An 18,508-nucleotide genomic window follows, 5' to 3' on the forward strand; every position below is an offset into this window, starting at 1 on the left:
CTCCTCATTCTGTAATCTTCGCACAGCGAATGAATTCACGAACGAGCACGGGGTCCTTTACTCGACGTGATGCTTCAACACCGGTGATGACGTCTACCGCATAAGGTCTAACTGCTCTAATAGCGTCTCTGATGTTGTTTGAGTTTAGTCCCCCCGCCAGGATAATAGGGACAGTCACTGATTCGCGGATTAGTTTTGCGATCTCCCAGCTCACGGTGATGCCAGTGCCGGCGGGCATATCTGCCGTATGTGCGTCCAACAATAATGCAGAAATGCCTGTATTTTCGAGGGCACGAGCTGCCGAAATGGGGTCTTCAATCTCTCCGCCTGCTTTCCCAGTCGCCACGTCAATCCGAAGGGCACGTATTAGGCGGATGCCATGCTCGGTCAGCTTTTTTGCAATTTCTGTTGTCTCATGGATGGGGTTGTCTGTATGCAGTTGGATTATTTCAGGACGGAGGTGGTCAGCAATGCCCAGGACGAACTCAGCAGAGCCCCCTGTAACGACGGCTCTGGTCACAAATGGGGGAACAAGTGGGAGAAGGTCAGCCGCCTCATCTCGCGTTAGATTCCATGGCACCGAGACAGGGTATTCCACCACGAAACCCACGCAATCTGCGCCGGCTTCTACGCAAATTTTTATTTGTTCGGCGTCGGTATTGCCGCAAATTTTCACGCGAACCATGTGTTAAGTTTCCAGGGCAGAGACAAGATTCTTCACAGCGGCTGCTGGGTCTGCCGCTTTGAGGATAGAGGTTCCAACAAGGACGCCAAGGGCGCCAGCTTCAATTACTGCGCGAACCTCACTGCGAGATGAAATAGAGCTCTCGCTGAGCACGCGAACGTTGCGCGGGACATGGCGTATCAGGTCCAGTGTTCTGCTGAATGTGCCGCCATCCTTTTCCAAGACATTTATATCACGATTGTTGATACCGAGTAAGTCAAGGTCCAAAGTCAAAGCCATTCGAACCTGTGCTTCGTCGTGCGCCTCGACAAGCGTTTCAAGTCCTACCCTATGGGCTTCTTCATGCAATTCGACGAGGAGATGCCAATCGAGTTTTGATATTGTGAGAAGCAAGCATGATGCGCCTGCCTCCTTTGTTGCATGGACGTCTGCGGGAGAGCTAATAAAGTCTTTCCGAAGCACCGGAATTGTGACAGCGCTTGCGACTGTCCTCAATAGGTCCATGCTTCCGCCCCAATGGGTGGGCTCGGTTACCACCGAAATGCATGATGCACCGGCTGCTTCATAGGAACGAGCAAGGGTTGAGGGATCTCTGCCTTTGAGGAGATCGCCTTCTTTTGGGCTTCTGCTTTTAATTTCGGCAACCAGTGGTGCGCGGCCGGCTTTTCGAGCCGCCGCAAGCGCTTCCGTGAACTTCATGATGAAGCTATTTGGTTCGATTCGGCTACAAACTGTTCGAACTTTTTCCAAGCCTCCCCACTATCAATCAATTGTTGGGCAAGCTTGACGCCGTCGCGAAGGTTGTCAACTTTGCCGCCAACCATTAAAGCGGCCGCGGCATTGGCGACTACCATGTCACGCCTTGCACCTTTCTCCTCGCCGCGGAGAATAGCCTTAAGGATTGCTGCGTTTTCTTCCGGAGTGCCGCCTGCTAGGTCTTCGTAAGTGTATCTGGGAAGACCGAGGTCTTCTGGCTTGATTTCATACTTTCTTGCCCAGCCGTCCTTTACCTCAGCTACTGACGTCTTGCCAATTACTGAAATCTCATCGAGATTGTCGAGGCCATGCACAACGAGAGCATGCTTAAACTTAAGCTCGACAAGAATGTCCGCCACCATTTCAACAAGGTCTAACCGATACACGCCTAAGATGTGGCGCTTTGCATCTGCAGGATTGATAAGCGGTCCGATTATGGTGTAAAAGATTGTCTTAATTCCTAGAGCGGCCTCAGGAGGAAGCACCTTATGCATAACTGGGTGAAAATTAGGAGCGTAGAGGAAGGAAATCCCTGCTTTTTCTATCAGCTTTTCTGCTTGTTTTGGTGTAAGGTCAATCGCCACCCCTAGCTTTTCGAGTACATCCGCACTTCCAGAAAGCGATGACAGGGAGCGGCTTCCATGTTTGGCGACGTACAAACCAGATGACGCAGCTACTATGGCAACAGCGGTTGAGCAGTTGAACGTTGTTCGCCCGCCACCCGTGCCGCATGTGTCAATTAGGTCACCGTCTACTTTTGGTGAAATCTGCTCGCAATTTGCCCGCATTGCCCGTGCAATTGACGCTACTTCCCTGATTGTTGGGCCTTTCATTAGCAGCGCAACGAGGAACCCAGCGATTTGCACATCTGTGATGTCGCCGCTTCTTATGCCTCCGATTATTTCAAATATCTCTTCTTCAGAAAGATGTTCACCAACGGTTAGCTTTCTCAAAGCCGTTTGGATCATGCCTAGCCCCCCATTAACTCGAAAACTTGTAGCTTCTGAAAGCCATTAGTGTGGTCGTGCGGAGAATCGTATCTAGCGATTGGAGCTTCTCCGTGACTACCTCAGCCAGCCGTTCATATTCCTCGGTCTGGATGATTGCCACAAGGTCGTATTCGCCTGCGACGGAATATACATCCACAACTTCATCCATGTCTGCAAGCTGTTTGGCGGTCTTAGGAACTTGTCCTCTCTGGACATTCATTAAAACTAGCGCTCTGACCAACTCCACATCTCCCTTCAGTAATAGTAGTGGTAGTAGGTAGCTGTAGAGCTAGTATAGCACGGCTTTTGTAACTATACAACCAGCGCAAATTTGTCACTATGCCTAAACCGGGGTCATGGTTGAAAATAAATATGCAACAAAAAGGAATTTTTCGGATTTATCTGGAATTGCACTTCGAATAATTCCTTTGCAAAGGAGAACTTTTATGCAAGATATCGAAAGTAGCAATCATAGGTCCGCATTGCCTCAGCATAACCAAATCGTGCATTCGGGGCGGCCGCGGTATGACATAGTCCTTTGGTTTGGCCAGGCTTGGAGGCTTTTCAAGGCAAAACCTTTTATGTTGGCAGCCGTCATGCTTGTTCAGTTTTTGGTAGTTTTTTTACCAACGTATTTTTTTCTTTCTCATTCGAAGTTAATTGTTCAAAGGGCAGAATTTAAACTTATTTATCTATTGTTGTCCGCTGTTTTCGTAATGCCCTTAGCTGTTGGAGCATTTGCAGTGATGCTCAACTATGTGCGTACGGGATTGTTTGGCTGGAAACCGCTGGGTAAAGGGTTCCGTAAATGGGGCGACTGCTTTATGCTCGGCCTATGGCCCAGTGCCATAAGTGGAATATTTGGTTGGTTGTCCTGGTTCTACAGTTTATTGTTGTTTCCAATTGAGCTTCTGTTAGGTTTGTGGATTAACTTCACAGCGCTTGGTTTATGCGAGGAAGATGTTAGCTATAGGCAGGCTCTATCTAGAGGTTTCAGCCTCGTCACTATGAATTTTTGGCAAGCAATGTTGTTCCAATTGTTTGTGCTAGTCATAGGTTCAGTTGGCGTTTTTGCTTGTTGTCTAGGCATTTTCTTCTCTTATGCACTCGGTCAATTACTACTTGCGGTTGGGTATAACAACCTTACACTAGCGAACTCCCAAAGCCAGCAAAGTTGTTAAGAAGGCACCGAAAGTTTTGCTTGCTAGACCAAAGCTAGTTGTATGATTATGCGGCTATTTTTTCTGAGCGGCTGAGCAGACGGATTATTACCTTTGTTTTGCGGGCTATTGAATTGTTACTGGTGATGGTTCGGGGAGGGCAATTCGGCGGAGAACGACCTAGTCGGAGCAGTTAGATGTTGGGCATGTTTTCTTTCTAAGGCCAGCATGTCTTTGTTTATAAAAGCAATGGAAAGAGTAACTAGGTATGCGATGATTGTGAACCTAAGGACATGTTTTACAAATATTGGTCGGTGTATTTTTCCCCACTCAGCGATAAAGAGTGGGAGTACTACTAAGAGGGTTTTAGCAATTATAAGAGAATCCCAGCCCTTTTTAAGGTAGAATGCCATTAGGGGATTTCCTTCTGTAGCTCGCCGTGTGGAGACAAGCCAGATTGTCAGCATAAGATCTATTAGGCAAATGGCTAGCAGGATATAGCTTTCCTTCGCAGGCTGGAGACGCTTAAACTCTTCCATAGATTGCGCATCAATTTTCATGTATCTTTTATCGGTCATAGATTTCATGATAGATTATTTAGGCTGCACACATATTTTTTCGGCGTCTTTTGTCTGCATACATTGCCTCGTCAGCTTTTGCAATGAGCGTGCGCACATCCGAACCATCTTCAGGATAAGTTGCGACACCTATACTAACTCCAAGGCGGAACGGCTTATCATGAGGAAGGTTAGGGACGTACTCTTCAACTGCGGCTTTTATTCTTTCGGCGGTTTCAATTGCTTCATGCTTTTCAGTTTCTGGGAGAACGATAATGAATTCGTCCCCAGCGCACCGGCATACTAGATCATAGTCCCTCACTTGAGAAAGGAAGACTTTACCAATCTCCGAAAGCACGATATCTCCTTGCTGATGCCCAAAGGTGTCATTTATGGGCTTGAAGTTGTCAAGGTCAAGGCCAAGAACAGATACTGGCTTAAAAGTGCGCTTTGCTCGGCTTAATTCTTGCTCAAGGTGCATAAAAAGATATCTTGCATTGTGTAAGCCAGTCAACGCATCGGTAAGGGCGGACTCTTTCGTTCGCTCAAAGAGTAGGGCATTTTGGATTGCCTTACCTACCTGTGGCGCAACCGTGCAAAGGATGTGGAAGTCTTCTTCGCTGAAGGCTTGGTCCTTAGTATCATAAAGGTTTATTGTGCCGATTACTTTGTCTCCATGTGTAATTGGTACTATCATCACGCTTTTTAGTTCAATCCAGCGTCCAAAGAGCTGTCTGAGCATTACATCGTTTCTGTCATATACGGCTATAAGACCCTCACCAGTTTCAGCGACTACGCCGGTAAGACCTTGGCCTATAATTGTGCGTCCTCCCTCAAAGTAATCAGCGTTTACTCCAACGGCAATCCGTGCAAAAAGCTTGTTTGACTCTTCATCTTTGAGGAATATGACACACGTTGAGCATGCAATCATATTGCTTATCTTGTTAGCTATTAGGTTTAATACCTCGTCGAGATTGAGACTTGTACTTGCTGTCTGCGCTATCTCAAACATTGCTAGGAATTCGTGGCTTGCCCTGGAAAGCTCTTCTGCAACACTTGTTTGTGGTGCCTTGGGTTTATCAGCTTTCCCAGGTTTTTTTGTATCGAGGCTTGCAGAAATCTCGGCGATTTCCTCGTTATTTAGGCCGGGGATATTTCCCTTTGCAATCGCCCGTTCGAAGGCACGGACAACTGCTGGATCGAACTGCGTTCCATTAGCTTTTCTAATGTAGTCCAAGGCTTGCTGGGGGCTGTAGCTTGGACGATAAGAACGCTTGGAAGTCATTGCGTCGTAGACATCCGCAATAGCCAAGATCCTTGCACCTAAAGGAATCTCTTCACCTTTGAGCCCATCAGGATATCCTGTACCATCCCACCGCTCATGGTGGCTACGTATCATTGCACCGACAGGCCATGGGAAACTTACACTGTCGAGTATCTTTTGGCCAAGAGCTGAATGTGTCTGGATGGTTGTCATGTCATGGGAGTCAAATTTTCCTGGCTTCAGCAAAACATGCTCGGGGACACCGAGCTTCCCAACGTCGTGGAGGAGCGCCGCAGTCCGAACTCCTTCGACTTCGGTTGGGAACAGGTCCATTTCTTGTGCGATTGCCACGGAGATTGACTCCACGTTTGCCGTATGAGACCTTGCAAAGCGGTCTTTTGCATCGATGGCGGTGACTATTGACTGAAGGGTTGACAGGTAGACGTCCGCGAGTTTATTCGGAAGCGCATTGCTAGGGACGGATTTTTTGGGTGGTAAAAACTCCATATATGTCTGCTTTGCTAGATAGACGATTGGTAGGACAAGGAGCATTGGGTCCCATGAGTAAAGTTCATAGAGCACGCGAACAGTCAACGCGAGAGCGATTCCCGAAGCCAATTCAACCATCGGGGGTGCGTTAAGCTCTAGTCGTTCGCGGAGTGAATTTCCTGCCAACAATTTTGTTGTCATCGCTTCTGCAAACGTGAGTATGGCAAAGCATATAATTGCAGGCGAAAGTAGCACGACTGCTTCCGAAATGAAATTAGCGGGACAAATGAGATCATCAAGTTTTGCATAAGTGATGGCTGACAGCACTCCAGCAACTGCGCCACCCATGAATCTTGCTACGAACTTATTTCTTGGAGCAATAACGGTTTTACCATCAGGTCGAGCATGGCACGTAGCGGTTATAGCTCCAATTAATAGTCCACCGGGAATTCCAAAGTTAATTGCTGCGGCATAAGTAAGTGTGCCGGCTGACGAACGGCCTCCGTCTTGCTGAAACAGGTAACATCCCTTAATGCTTGTAAGAATCGCCAGCAGAGCGTGGACTACAAGCGCATTGGCGTAGTGGGACCCAAAGGAAAAAACTGTCAGTATAGTAACCCAAAGTAATGCAAACGTGATAGTAGCAAGTCGTTCGTTCTTCATCTTTTGTCATAAGGTCGGCTGGCTTATATAAGCCTAGTAATTTTTTCTCCCATTCTTAGCGTCGGTTTAGTAGCCTTTTTTCTTTAGGCTTAACTTGCTATATAATGCTTTGCGTAGTTATGTTTTTGTTTCTTGGTTTAAATATTTCAACGCAGTTTGGTATACCCGACAAGTTTGATATTCGGAAGAATGTCTTTTAGGACAGCAGGGGCTTTTTTCAACATCCCAGCAGTTGCAGTCGTTTAAGTACGCGGGGCAGTTCAGATAAAAGCTCGCGGGACATCCTCTCACGTCGTAGTTGCTACATACATTGGCCATTTTATCCTCCTTGGCTAATGGCCTTTGAGCCCCCATATCGTTTATCCGAAAATCCCCAAACGCAAACCAGGCTGCCGAAATTCCTAGCGCTCTTTAATCAATCTTCGCTTGCTTCGGCAGCCTGGCAGTCATCCGAACGCAGCAGCCAGCTCAATTCTTCACTCATCCTCCGGCAGTTTCCGGCGCCACATTCGGTTTAGACCCATAGCTTTGCGTCTCCGCCTTTCGGTCGGATTTGCCTTTTTCGGTAAGCCTTGACCAAATTGTCTTCCATTTTACTTATGCCATATAATTGCGGCTCGAGTACCCGTAGATTTACTGGTTTTGGTCTAAGGCTACCGATAAGGATAAGGTTATCAACCCTCAACTTTCGCCTTGAATCGTCGGAGATCTTCCTCAAGTTCGGAATCGAAGCGGCTGCCTACGTATAGTGCCTCAGCCACATCTCCCAGAAAGCCTGCTGGCGGCTCATACTCGATGTGGACGGTGAGCTGGGTTTTTCCATCCACCGGCTCGAACCTTACTTCGCCGCTGTTTTGTAGTCCAGATACCGACCTCCAGCCGATTACTTTGTCTTCTTCGACCTTGGTTGTTTCTGCTTCCCATTCTTCGTCGAGGCCTGCAACCTTAGCTTTCCAATGCGATCTTCTACCATCAAGCATCACAACATCTTTAATGTGCGACATAAAAGTGGGGAAATTTTCGAAATTTTGCCACATTTGGAATACCTTGTGAACAGGTGCGTTTATTACAATGGACTTTTCATGAACCACCATTTGTAGTCTCTCCTCTCATGTTAATTGCTTGTATAATGTGGAAGTACCGAAAGAAGAAGAGGTTTAAAACATCTAGCTTTTCTGAATCCCGAAATTTCCTGAAGACTTCCTTTCCGAAGCAGTTTGCTCTCTTGACAGAACTGCATATTGGTTGCCAAAATATGCGCACAGGGGGAAGCCTTTAAGTAATCTGAAAGGTGCTTAAATGAAAAGATTTGCGTTCATGTTGTTAACCTTATTATTGGTCGGATACGCTCAAGCCGGGGTAGTCAATCTTCGCCTTGGGCCAGAGGGTGAAATACTAGCGTGGCTAGTTGCTGGTCCATTTCCGAACCCGCATGACAAGGATTTTAAAGCTTGCAGAGGATTCGAAACCGATTACCTTCGCAAAGAGATTAAAGCCCGGCCTACCGAAGGTCGCAAAGAGTTGTTTTCCCTCTCCTGGCGGCTTGCTGTAGGCACAAAAGAGGATGGAATAGATTTGCTCTCAGTTTTCCCGAATTCAAGGGCCGCAGTTGGCTATCTTTATGCAGGGATTTTCAGTAAATCAGATATAACTGCGCATCTCCTGGTGGGGAGCGATGATGGCGTTAAAGTTTGGGTTAATGGAGAACTACTGCACGTAAGCCATCGAACACGAGGCGTCAAGCGTGATGAGGAGCGGTTGGTAATTCGGCTTAATGAGGGTGTCAATCACCTTCTTTTCAAGGTTGACCAGCATTTTGGGGGTTGGGGACTAATTGCTCGAATCGTAGGCACTAACGGTTTACCGATTGCCCATCTAAAGGAAGTTTTAGACGTTAACTCAAAGCCGGCTAAAAAAGAAAGTCTGGCCCTTGTGTTTCTCCGTACGGCAGTTGGCAAGCAGGGTAGCTTGGATGTGGACGCACTCAACCAATACATTAAGTGGGAGGCGAAGTCCAATTTTTGGACACCCTGGCTTTCTGAAATTAAGGATAATGCCCTGCCTCTTCAAACGTCCTTGACTACGTGGAGAAAGAGGCTCTCAGTACCTCTTCCAAATGCCGATGTGCTCTCTGCCATGCTCGGTGAGGCGGCTTTTGATCTTGAGAAGCGGTTCAATGCGGCGTGGGACAATTTTCATTGCTATATTCAGGCTCCCCGTGCTCTTCTTGACGTTGACCCTGCGAAAGAAGACTATATTCGGGTTGCCCCTGGCGGCCGGTACTTTGTACATTCCGATGGCCGATTCTTTACCCCAATAGGCTATAATCATAATCCTGAGTGGACGCCGCTCAATAGGTGTGCACCTGGCAGGCCAGAGTATGATTTGGCAGTTGCGGAGGAGTTTTTCAAGCGTCTTAAGGATTCTGGGGTAAATCTGCTGAGGATGATGATTGACCTTCCGCTAAGTTCTCTTATAGAGAAACCCATTGGCATCTTTGTGCCAGAACACGTTTTGTGGATTGATGAAATAGTAAAGCTAGCGCGAAAGCATGATATCAAGCTGATGATAACGCCATGGGATACATTTTGGATGAACCACAGGTGGGATGAGAATCCTTACAATGTGAAGAATGGCGGACTGGTAGAAAAGAAAGTGGATTTCATCACTAAGCGAGAAGTAATTGAGGCGCAAAAACGACGTTGGAAGTACATCATCGACCGCTGGGGCAATACTGGCGTAGTCTTCGCCTGGGAGTTGCTTAATGAAGCGGACTATTGGTGGGGGGCGTCTCCGGAGCAAGTCGTTGCGTGGGCAAAGGAAATTGGCGAGTTTGTCCGCGATTATGAGAAAAGTAAGTGGGGTAGAAACCATCTCATTTGCATCTCAACAGGCCGGCCAATGCCGAAAGAAGGCTGGGATGAGCTTGCATATCATTTACCAGGGATGGGTTTTGCTACAACTCACCTTTATATTGGTGTCTCGAATGCCCCGGATGAACCAATAGGTCCTGCGTTTACTGAAAAGCAGGGTGTGGAGTATGCAATTTCTCAAATCAAAGACAATCGGCCATATATTGACGGCGAGAATGGTCCGATTAACCGCTGGATTGCTGATGTGAACTTGGATAACGAAGTCTTTCATAATATGTCATGGGCACATCTAGCATCTGGTGGCGCAGGGAGCGGCCTTAGGTGGCCCTACCGAAATCCTCACCATCTATCCGACGGCATGTATCGAACGCTCGCGCTTATGAGTCATTTTGCTAAGGAAGTTCCGTGGAGAAAGTTGGTCGGCAATCGAGTCGTGGTTGAAGTGCCGGTCCCGGAAGGCTGGGTATCGTGTTCAATCGGCACAAAGGAATGTGCACTTGTGTGGGTTGCTGCACCGAAAGCAGAGCGGATGAATATCTGCTTATCTTGGCCAAACGGCCCAAAAAGCGCAAGGTATAGGTGCTACGATACGAAAACCGGTGAGTGGGTCAACGGAGCTGCAACATTGGTTAATGGTAAGCTTGACATCCGCCTGCCAGGCGAGCATGTTTCGGTGGCAGTTGTATTGGAAAATTCTTAAGAATTTTCCAATACAAAAAGCTTTCACTAGAAAGCTTCCTCTTCTGGCTTATTCTAAGAAGTCCAGCCTTTGATATTCGATTAAGTATCTCCTCTGAAGAGGGAAACCAGATTCGCACACCGAAAGGGAAAAGGAGGTAATTTTTTACTTTTTAGAGGAGGGAAAGCAATTATGAATTATACTTTAAGGGTTCTCTTTGCTTGTTTTCTTGCAAGTATTGTACTGATTGGGACCACAGTAGCCGAGGAATCTCCGGAGCAAAGAAATGCTCGAATGAAATGGTGGCGCGAGGCAAAGTTCGGTATGTTTATCCATTGGGGAATTTACTCAGTCCCTGCCGGTACATGGAAGGGACAGCAAATCCCAGGTATTGGCGAATGGATAATGTGCACTGCAAAAATCCCTGTAGCCGAATACGTTGAGCTGGCAAAGCAGTTCAACCCTGTAAAGTTCAACGCCGATGAGTGGGTTCGCTTGGCGAAGGAGGCAGGGATGAAATATATCGTCATCACCGCAAAACACCATGACGGTTTTGCTATGTTCCGGTCAAAAGCAAGCGCATTCAATATCTACGACGCCACGCCTTTTAAACGTGATCCCCTGTTGGAATTGGCCGATGCCTGTCGAAGGCACGGCATAAGACTAGGCTTCTACTATTCTCAGGCGCAGGATTGGCACCATCGAGGTGGGAGCGCATGCCGAGGGCATTGGGACGAGGCGCAGGAAGGCGATATGATGGATTATATTCGAAACATTGCCGTGCCCCAAGTCCGTGAGCTTCTATCTAATTATGGGCGCGTCTCAATACTTTGGTGGGACACACCGTGCGGCATGACAAAAGAAATGGCTGACATGCTTCTGCCTCTTACCAAACTTCAACCGGGAATCATAACCAATAACCGCCTTGGAATTTACCCGGGCGACACGGAAACCCCTGAACAACACATTCCAGAGAATGGTTATGCCAACCGCGACTGGGAGACTTGCATGACGATGAACGACACATGGGGCTATAAATCCTATGACAATAACTGGAAGTCAACGGAGACGCTTATTCGCAACCTAATTGATATAGCAAGCAAGGGTGGAAACTATCTGCTCAATGTTGGTCCAACAGCGGAGGGGGTAATCCCACAGCCAAGCGTAGACCGCTTACGTGAAATAGGTAAGTGGATGAAGGTAAATGGCGAGGCGATCTACGGAACGACGGCAAGTCCGTTCAAGAATCTTCCTTGGGGGCGTTGTACCAAAAAAGGTAAGACTCTTTATCTACATGTCTTCGACTGGCCCAAGGATAAAATGCTACGCGTGCCAATGAGGGGAGAAGTAAAGAAGGCATACCTACTTGCGCAGCCTGAAAGGCCGTTGATAACAATAAAGATTGAGAATGGCATTGGCATCGTTGTTCCATTTGTTGCGCCCGACCCGGTGGCAACTGTAGTGGCGCTTGAAGTCTAAGATGATATCTTACCAATTGAATGATGCCTGTGCATTGTTATTGGAAAAACAAGGGCTGACTACAAAAGACTTGCCAATTCTTCAGATGCTTTTAATGGCTTTTTGAGGGGTGAGGTATGTACAGAATTATCATTATGTGCCTAATTAGCTTGCTTTTTGTTTCTGGGGCTGGAGCCCAAAGAAACCAATCTATGATTGACCTCGTAAAGACTGGGAAAGTGAAGGTTGCTCGAGCATCGTGGTGGGGATTCGATGCGGCGGATTCAACCAATGCAATACAGGATGCGATAAATTCTGGCGTCCGAAAGCTGGTCATTGATAACGTTGGGTCCCCGTGGATTATTAAGCCAATTACGTTGGTCAGTAACCAAATTATTGTATTTGAGCCAGGAGTCGAAGTCATTGCGAAACGAGGGGAATTTAAGGGGAAAGGCGACTGCCTTTTTCGCGCGAACGGCAAGGAGAATATTACACTCATTGGCTACGGTGCAGTTTTGCGCATGCGTCGTGCCGATTATGATGGACCTGGTTATGAGAAAGCGGAATGGCGTCACGTACTTTCCCTTTGTGGTTGCACTAATGTTAAGGTATATGGCTTGACGCTTGCCGACAGCGGCGGTGATGGAATCTACCTTGGTTCGGGGCGAAATGGTGAAGCGAATAAGAATATAAGCATTAAGGACGTGAAATGCATTAGGAATTATCGGCAAGGCATTAGTGTCATAAATGCAGAGAATCTTTTAATCGAGAAAACAATAATGTGCGGCACTGCGGGGACTCCGCCCCAGGCAGGAATTGATTTTGAGCCAAACCTACCGAGCGAACGGCTTGTAAATATTGTGATGCGCGATTGTGTTGCGCGTGATAATCAAGGAGATGGTTACGAGTTCTATCTTTCACCATTAAAAGCGATGTCAGAGCCAGTGTCGATTCGAATTGAGAACTGCACGTCAATCGGCAATAATCATTCAGTATTTCTTGCCACAGGTAACTCAAAGGAAGATGCTGTCAAGGGAAAAGTCGAATTTGTGAATTGTAATTTCCGCGGCGGACGAAACGGCGGACTGTTCATTGTGAACAAGCCGGAGAGTGCGTGCAAAGTTCGATTTGTAGATTGCTCCATACTTGACCCAGAGAATGGGCCGCCAATACTTTTGAAGGTCGAAAAAAGCTCAAAGGAGCCAATTGGCGGAATAGAGTTCCATAAATGTCTCATTAGAAACTTGAAGAATCGAACGCCCGTTAGATATGAAGATAACTATGTTAAAGTTCCCCCAAAAAGTGTCTTTGGGGAAATCATTCTTGACCAAGGTTCTGAGAAGAAATCAGTTGAAGTCAGGCCCGAGTGGATAATTGGTCTGCAATCAAATTGGAGGTAATTTGTGAGCAAGCCCAATGTTGTTATTATCATGACAGATCAACAGCGAGCAGACTTGTGTAAAAGGGAAGGTTTTCCACTTGACACTACCCCATTCCTTGATTTGCTTGCACGGCGTGGGGTTTGGTTCAACAAGGCGTATACTTCTATGCCCGTATGTGCGCCGGCAAGGGTAAGCATGCTTACTGGAAGGTGGCCAAGTGCCCATCGGGTCAGGACAAACCACAACATAGAGGATGCATACTATACCGAGGACCTTTTCGATGTCTTTAGAAGGCATGGATACTCTACTGCCCTTATTGGCAAGAACCATTCGCACCTTTCGCCTGAAAAATGCGACTTTTGGTTTGAGTGCGGCCACCTGGGAATTCATGGAAATGGTCTCTCTCAGCAGGAGAGAGCCTTCAACAAGTGGATGGAGGAAACCCATTTCCACATGTCCCTTGAACCAACGCCATTTCCACTTGAGTGCCAGATTCCTTATCGTTTAGTTTCAAAGGCTGAGGAATGGGTCAAGTCAATTGGAAGGCGGCCATTCCTCCTGTGGCTTAGCTTTCCCGAGCCGCACAATCCTTATCAAGTTCCTGAGCCGTATTGGTCAATGTTCCCGCCTGAGATTCTGCCATTGCCCCGGGCGGATGAGAGTACTTTGGAGGTAAAAGGATTTAAGTACTGCTGGTGCCGCGCGTGTTTCGAGCTAGCGTTCCCAGGCTTTAAAGAACAAATACCACGGGCTAGGGCTAGCTATTTAGGGATGCTTCGCTTACTTGATGATCAAATTAGACGCTTTGTTGAGTTCCTAGATGCTCAGAGATTGCTTGAGGATACAATTATAGTTTTTCTTTCCGACCACGGTGATTTTGTTGGCGAGTATGGGCTTCTTCGCAAAGGCCCGGGGCTGGCGGAGGTGCTTGTGAGAATACCAGTGCAGTTTGTTGGGCCTGGGGTTCGGCGTATTGAGAATCCACACCCAGCCCATGTCTCAATTGTTGACATCATGCCGACGCTTTGCGAGGCGGTTGGCATCCAACTTCCAGATGGAGTTCAAGGAAGGAGTCTGTGGCCATTGTTAACAGGCGAAGGTTATCCAGAGGGAGAATTTAACAGCGCCTATGTGGAGCATGGTTTTGGTGGGCTTCATTATACGGGGGACGAAGATCTTGATCCAACTACCGATGGACTAACGGTAAGTACTTTTGATGGGTCTTGTACTTTAGATAAGGCTAATTGGGGAGCTTTTGACTGCCTGAACTCGTGGACGCAAAGTGGCACGATGGCAATGGTGCGTAAGGAAGATTGGAAGCTTATTTTTGATATGGATGGGCGTGAACAGCTCTACAACATTATTGACGATCCCTTGGAGCTATGTAATTTTTCCATTGTCCTCGCTCAAGGCATGTCTAATAACATGACTGCACGAAAGAACGATTTTGAGGAGGTCCTCGTTCGTTGTGGAAGCGTGCGAGGGAAAGAGTTGGCAAGAAGACTTTGTCATAATGAAAAAAATTCGGTTGCGATGCTGTATCGGGTGGAAAGGGAATTGATTGGGGAGATGTTGAAATGGCGGCTTCGCGTACAGGATTCTTTGCCTCTTCCAAGACGGCGTTATGTATTAAAGCGGCATCCTAGAGGCTATTGGGAAGAGCAAAGCTCCAATTATTGCACATGAAAAAGCCAAACGCTTAGATTTTGCGGCATACAATCCAATTGAAAAGAATTTGGGAGGTATGAGATGGAAGAAAAGAAGAAATACACGGGGGCCGATACCGAAGGCGGTATCACCAGCAGTTACAGCGTTGATGACGGAGTCGTTTTGAAGGTTCCATATTCGTTTTTTGGCTCAATATATGACGAAGAAGAGCGAAATGCAGCATGGGCGGCAATGCAGCAAGACACATTGACGATGGGACCACAGGTAGCCGCATTCCAAAAAGAGTTTGCGGAAATGTGCGGAGTGAAATATGCCTTCGCTACTTCAAACTGTACGACAGCTATGCATGTTTGCACCCAGGCTTTGGGGATTGGCCCCGGCGATGAGGTTATTGTCACACCGAACACCTTTATTGCTACTTCGCTTGTTTTATTGAAAGAAGGTGCGCGGCCAGTTTTCGCAGACATCGATCCAAGGACTTTCAATATTGACCCAAATCAGATTGAGGACAAGATTACAAGTCGAACTAGGGCTATTTACGTTGTTCATTATGGGGGACAGATGTGCGACATGGATCCAATTATGGGGATTGCGCGGAAATATAATCTTGCAGTGCTCGAGGATTGTGCGCACGCTCCTGGTGCTGAATATAAAGGGCGCAAGGCTGGTAGCATTGGCGACTTTGGATGTTTCAGTTTTCACTCCCTAAAAAACATGACCGCATGCGGGGAGGGTGGCATGATAACCACCAATCGCGATGATATGGTAGATGCCATCGAAAAACTTCGTTGCATGAATCTTCAGCCTTGGGAGAATCAAACCGATTATTGGATTCCATCTCATTTCAATGTCGTGGACGTAAACGGCAAATGGGGTTGCAATTATCGTATGAATGAAGTTCAGGCGGCGGTAGGGCGAGTTCAGCTCAAAAAGCTTCCAATGCTAAATGAGAAGCGCAGGGAGATTGGACGAAGGATTACCGAAGGAATCAAGGGAATAAAGGGAGTAACTCCGGTTTATGAAGACCCGAATTGCACGCATGTTTATCACCTCTATACTGTTTGTATTGAGGAAGAAGAGCTAGGTGCCAGCCGGGATGACTTTATGCGTGTTCTCTACCGGGAGGAAGGGATTCAGGGTATTCTTCACTACCAGCCGACATATCATTTTGATGGCTTGAAGAAACTCGGATATGGCGACCACCTTTGCCCTGTGCATGAGAACTTTTTCTATCGGCGAGAGTTTAACATACCAATGCATCCTCGACTGACCGAGCGTGAGATTGAGGATATGATAGCAGGGATTCGAAATACAGCGGAAAAGGTGCGGAAGAGGTTGTAATCCGCACCTTTTCAATGGTAAGAGTTGCTTAGAAATGGTTTATTGCCCTATGAATGCGTAGACATTTCCATCATAGGCGCCGATATAGACCGCATTTCCCGAAATAGCTGGCGAGGATGCAATTGGAACACCAAGGTTGTGGCTCCAAAGTTCCTCACCGCTTGTAAGCGATAGGGCATACAATTTGCCGTCACTTGCGCCAATGTACACTGTGTTGCCAGAAATGGCAGGTGAAGAATTGACATCGCTGCCGCCCCGCTTGTATGGCTGGAGGGAAGAGACACTTGGACCCGTTTGGAAGGTCCAAAGGAGCTTTCCATCCTTTGTAGAGAAAGCACATATGCGTCCATCTGCATCACCGACGACCATTGTTTCTCCTGAGATTGCAGGTGTTGATGCACTGTCGCCGAGTTTTTCAGTGCTTTCCCAAACGATTTTTCCATCTATGGGATTGATTGCGACAGGAAATCCATTTCGTATGGCGTAGATGAATTCGCCGACTGCTGAGCAACCCCGAAAATTGCCGTCCAGTTCCCAGATTTTTTTGCCCGTCTTTCGGTCTATTCCAAATGCTCCAGTACGCGATGTAATAATTAGTTGGCTACCTGAAATCATTGGCGTAAGTGGACAACTTGGCCACCAATCAAGGCCGCCTAGGTCCACCTCCCAAAGCCGCTCCCCACTGTCAGCTTTGAATGCCGCCAAGTAAGTTGTTCCACCCGCATAGACGACATTTGCAAACACCACAGGAGCGGCGATTTCCCATCGTTCGTTTTCAGCTCTCAAACCTTGCTTCCACAGAAGCCGTCCATTTTGTGCATCAAGAGAGTATAGGTAACCTGTTACGCTTATGGCAAATACTCGGCCTTTGGAGAATGCAACCGAATTCTTGACTGCGCTATCGGTTTTAAAGCGCCATCTAAGCTTTCCACTTTTAGCGTCGAATGCATAAACACCGCAGTCTTTTAAATTGCCAAGATCGTTGGTGCCCACAAAAACTAGACCCTCTCCAACTACGGGAGATGATATTCCAATGAATCCTCCCGCATGCGCGGCCCATGCTAATCTCAAAGGTGGACAAACGCGGCCGGAAGAACTACCAAGATGGTGGTGGTCGCCATGGAATTGAGGCCAATCTGTTCCTGTTATGATGGAGGGCATATTATCTATTGCTTGAAATGCGGATTCAGTTTTCCACGTCCGGCCGCTTATGTCAGTTACGGTGGCGATAAGCTTTTGGGCGTCGCTGGATTGAGAATCTACTTTAATCTCGCCTATCCAGCTCCAACTGCCAGCTGGTTTTAGCGAAGTTTTTCGTTTGCCTACTTCGCATTCGACTTTTGTAATTTTTGAGCGCGTGTCATATGCATTTACTAATAGCTTTAGGTTGCCTTTTGGAGCAAAGGAATATCCGGCCGGACTTACTACGGTAACATTCTCGTGAAAACCTGCGAGCCTTAGTTCGCTTGATGCCTCTTCGCCAGAAATCTCTACTATTCTGAAACCGCGGGCATTGCGGTCAATCCCTCCAAACCTGAGTGGTGGGGTGTTCAGGTCGAGTATCCCATTTCCATTGCTTACTCGATTTCCGTGCCAGTGTCCTGAAACAATAAGGAGTCCTCCGAGGCTTGCGAAATATTTTAGTTGCTCACGGCCGGGCCAGAAATGTTGTGCAAAGATTAGCCGCGTTCCTTTGGGAGAAGCCGCCAAGTCTTTTGCAATCCACTCTTTCTGTACATTATTTGCATCGAAGTCTAGGCAATTTATGACTAATATATGATAGTCCCCAACATTAAACGAATAGTAATCTGGCCCAAGGAATTTGTGATAATTCGCCAGGCGGTCTTCTCCTCTGCATGCATCGTGATTTCCAAAGACGTTAAAAAAGGGGATTTTAAATCGTGAGATAGCGCGTACGTAGTTTTCGTATTCCTCAATATTTGAACCCACATTAACCAAATCCCCAGTAAGGATTACAAAAGCAGGTTTTGGGGTAAGTGCGTTGATCTCATCTATGTCTTCGCTAAACGTCTTGACGGTTTCTTCATTATTCACATGAATGTCGGTAATTTGGACGAAACGCAAGGTCTTTGAGAGGGATTCTGGCCAGGGAACCATAGGGAAATCGATGCGCTTTACCTCCCCAACCTTGCTAAAAAAACTCTTCGCAGGTCGATAGCCTTTTGGTAGAGACACAAAAACAATGCGGCCGCCTTCGGTTTCCAGAGAGTAATTGCCCGAACCATCGGTTAGTACTACTTCCCATCCATCGGAGACGGCTACCTTGTCAAGGGGGATATCTCTTGCCCCGGCCAATCCATCGCCGTCTACATCCACGAATACTTTGCCGGTGATTGTTAATCCAAAAGCATGGATTGCAACCAATAAAAGGAGGACCCCTGTATAACAAAAATTGATTCTATTCAGACGCATTTCTTTAACCTCCTCTATTTTGATATTATGTCGTACTCAAAGGGAATTCCTTGTTCGAAAACTGAGTTACAAGGAATTCGATAACATTTTATAGAATCTGCATGCAAGGAT

At 47.1% G+C, this 18,508-nt stretch carries 14 protein-coding genes and 1 riboswitch; of the genes, 6 read left to right on the top strand and 8 right to left on the bottom strand.

Going from position 1 to position 18,508, the window contains the following annotated elements; all coding sequences use genetic code 11:
- Positions 1-4: 4 nt before the first annotated feature.
- Genes K6T99_03605 through K6T99_03620 form a run of 4 tightly spaced genes read right to left on the bottom strand, consistent with a single transcriptional unit; the run spans position 5 to position 2,671 of the window.
- A complete protein-coding gene (locus K6T99_03605; GenBank protein ID MCL6518890.1) occupies positions 5-685 on the bottom strand; it encodes a phosphoribosylanthranilate isomerase in 681 nt (226 codons plus the stop codon).
- A 3-nt stretch (positions 686-688) separates the two neighbouring features.
- Positions 689-1,435, bottom strand: coding sequence for an indole-3-glycerol-phosphate synthase (locus tag K6T99_03610; GenBank protein ID MCL6518891.1), 747 nt, complete (start codon positions 1,433-1,435; stop codon positions 689-691).
- Complete coding sequence (gene trpD, locus K6T99_03615; GenBank protein ID MCL6518892.1) at positions 1,381-2,409, bottom strand: anthranilate phosphoribosyltransferase; 1,029 nt, start codon at positions 2,407-2,409, stop codon at positions 1,381-1,383. The genes K6T99_03610 and trpD overlap by 55 nt, the downstream gene beginning before the upstream one ends.
- Positions 2,410-2,422: 13 nt before the next feature.
- Positions 2,423-2,671, bottom strand: a complete 249-nt coding sequence (locus K6T99_03620; GenBank protein MCL6518893.1) for an Lrp/AsnC ligand binding domain-containing protein — start codon at positions 2,669-2,671, stop codon at positions 2,423-2,425.
- Positions 2,672-3,011: 340 nt separating this feature from the next.
- Between K6T99_03620 and K6T99_03625 the strand changes: the two genes are divergently transcribed.
- On the top strand, positions 3,012-3,611 hold the full coding sequence (locus K6T99_03625; protein ID MCL6518894.1) for a hypothetical protein: 600 nt from the start codon (positions 3,012-3,014) through the stop codon (positions 3,609-3,611).
- A gap of 116 nt (positions 3,612-3,727) precedes the next feature.
- On the opposite strand, the gene K6T99_03630 is transcribed toward K6T99_03625, so the two are convergent.
- The 3 genes from K6T99_03630 to K6T99_03640 form a co-directional block, all read right to left on the bottom strand.
- Positions 3,728-4,168: a DUF5658 family protein gene (locus K6T99_03630; GenBank protein MCL6518895.1), complete on the bottom strand. Its 441-nt coding sequence runs from the start codon at positions 4,166-4,168 to the stop codon at positions 3,728-3,730.
- A 19-nt stretch (positions 4,169-4,187) separates the two neighbouring features.
- The gene (locus tag K6T99_03635) at positions 4,188-6,563 is read right to left on the bottom strand and encodes a diguanylate cyclase (protein ID MCL6518896.1); all 2,376 of its coding nucleotides are present in this window, start codon (positions 6,561-6,563) and stop codon (positions 4,188-4,190) included.
- A 430-nt stretch (positions 6,564-6,993) separates the two neighbouring features.
- Positions 6,994-7,131, bottom strand: a riboswitch (cyclic di-GMP riboswitch).
- Between the two features lie 106 nt (positions 7,132-7,237).
- A complete protein-coding gene (locus K6T99_03640) occupies positions 7,238-7,657 on the bottom strand; it encodes an SRPBCC family protein (protein MCL6518897.1) in 420 nt (139 codons plus the stop codon).
- 205 nt (positions 7,658-7,862) lie between these two features.
- Here K6T99_03640 and K6T99_03645 point away from each other — a divergent pair, with 205 nt between their 5' ends.
- The 5 genes from K6T99_03645 to K6T99_03665 all read left to right on the top strand — a co-directional run bounded on the left by K6T99_03645 (position 7,863) and on the right by K6T99_03665 (position 15,964).
- The gene (locus K6T99_03645; GenBank protein ID MCL6518898.1) at positions 7,863-10,136 is read left to right on the top strand and encodes a hypothetical protein; all 2,274 of its coding nucleotides are present in this window, start codon (positions 7,863-7,865) and stop codon (positions 10,134-10,136) included.
- Between the two features lie 171 nt (positions 10,137-10,307).
- Positions 10,308-11,594 (top strand): alpha-L-fucosidase, encoded by a 1,287-nt coding sequence (locus K6T99_03650; GenBank protein ID MCL6518899.1) that lies wholly within the window; start codon positions 10,308-10,310, stop codon positions 11,592-11,594.
- A gap of 116 nt (positions 11,595-11,710) precedes the next feature.
- Entirely contained in the window at positions 11,711-12,973 is a 1,263-nt protein-coding gene (locus K6T99_03655) for a right-handed parallel beta-helix repeat-containing protein (protein MCL6518900.1), read from the top strand.
- A 3-nt stretch (positions 12,974-12,976) separates the two neighbouring features.
- The gene (locus tag K6T99_03660; GenBank protein MCL6518901.1) at positions 12,977-14,641 is read left to right on the top strand and encodes a sulfatase-like hydrolase/transferase; all 1,665 of its coding nucleotides are present in this window, start codon (positions 12,977-12,979) and stop codon (positions 14,639-14,641) included.
- A gap of 63 nt (positions 14,642-14,704) precedes the next feature.
- Positions 14,705-15,964 (top strand): DegT/DnrJ/EryC1/StrS family aminotransferase, encoded by a 1,260-nt coding sequence (locus tag K6T99_03665; GenBank protein MCL6518902.1) that lies wholly within the window; start codon positions 14,705-14,707, stop codon positions 15,962-15,964.
- A gap of 39 nt (positions 15,965-16,003) precedes the next feature.
- On the opposite strand, the gene K6T99_03670 is transcribed toward K6T99_03665, so the two are convergent.
- Positions 16,004-18,397, bottom strand: coding sequence for a PQQ-binding-like beta-propeller repeat protein (locus K6T99_03670; GenBank protein ID MCL6518903.1), 2,394 nt, complete (start codon positions 18,395-18,397; stop codon positions 16,004-16,006).
- Positions 18,398-18,508 lie beyond the last annotated feature (111 nt).

It is taken from the genome of Armatimonadota bacterium, from assembly GCA_023511795.1.
Lineage (GTDB): Bacteria > Armatimonadota > UBA5829 > DTJY01 > DTJY01 > JAIMAU01.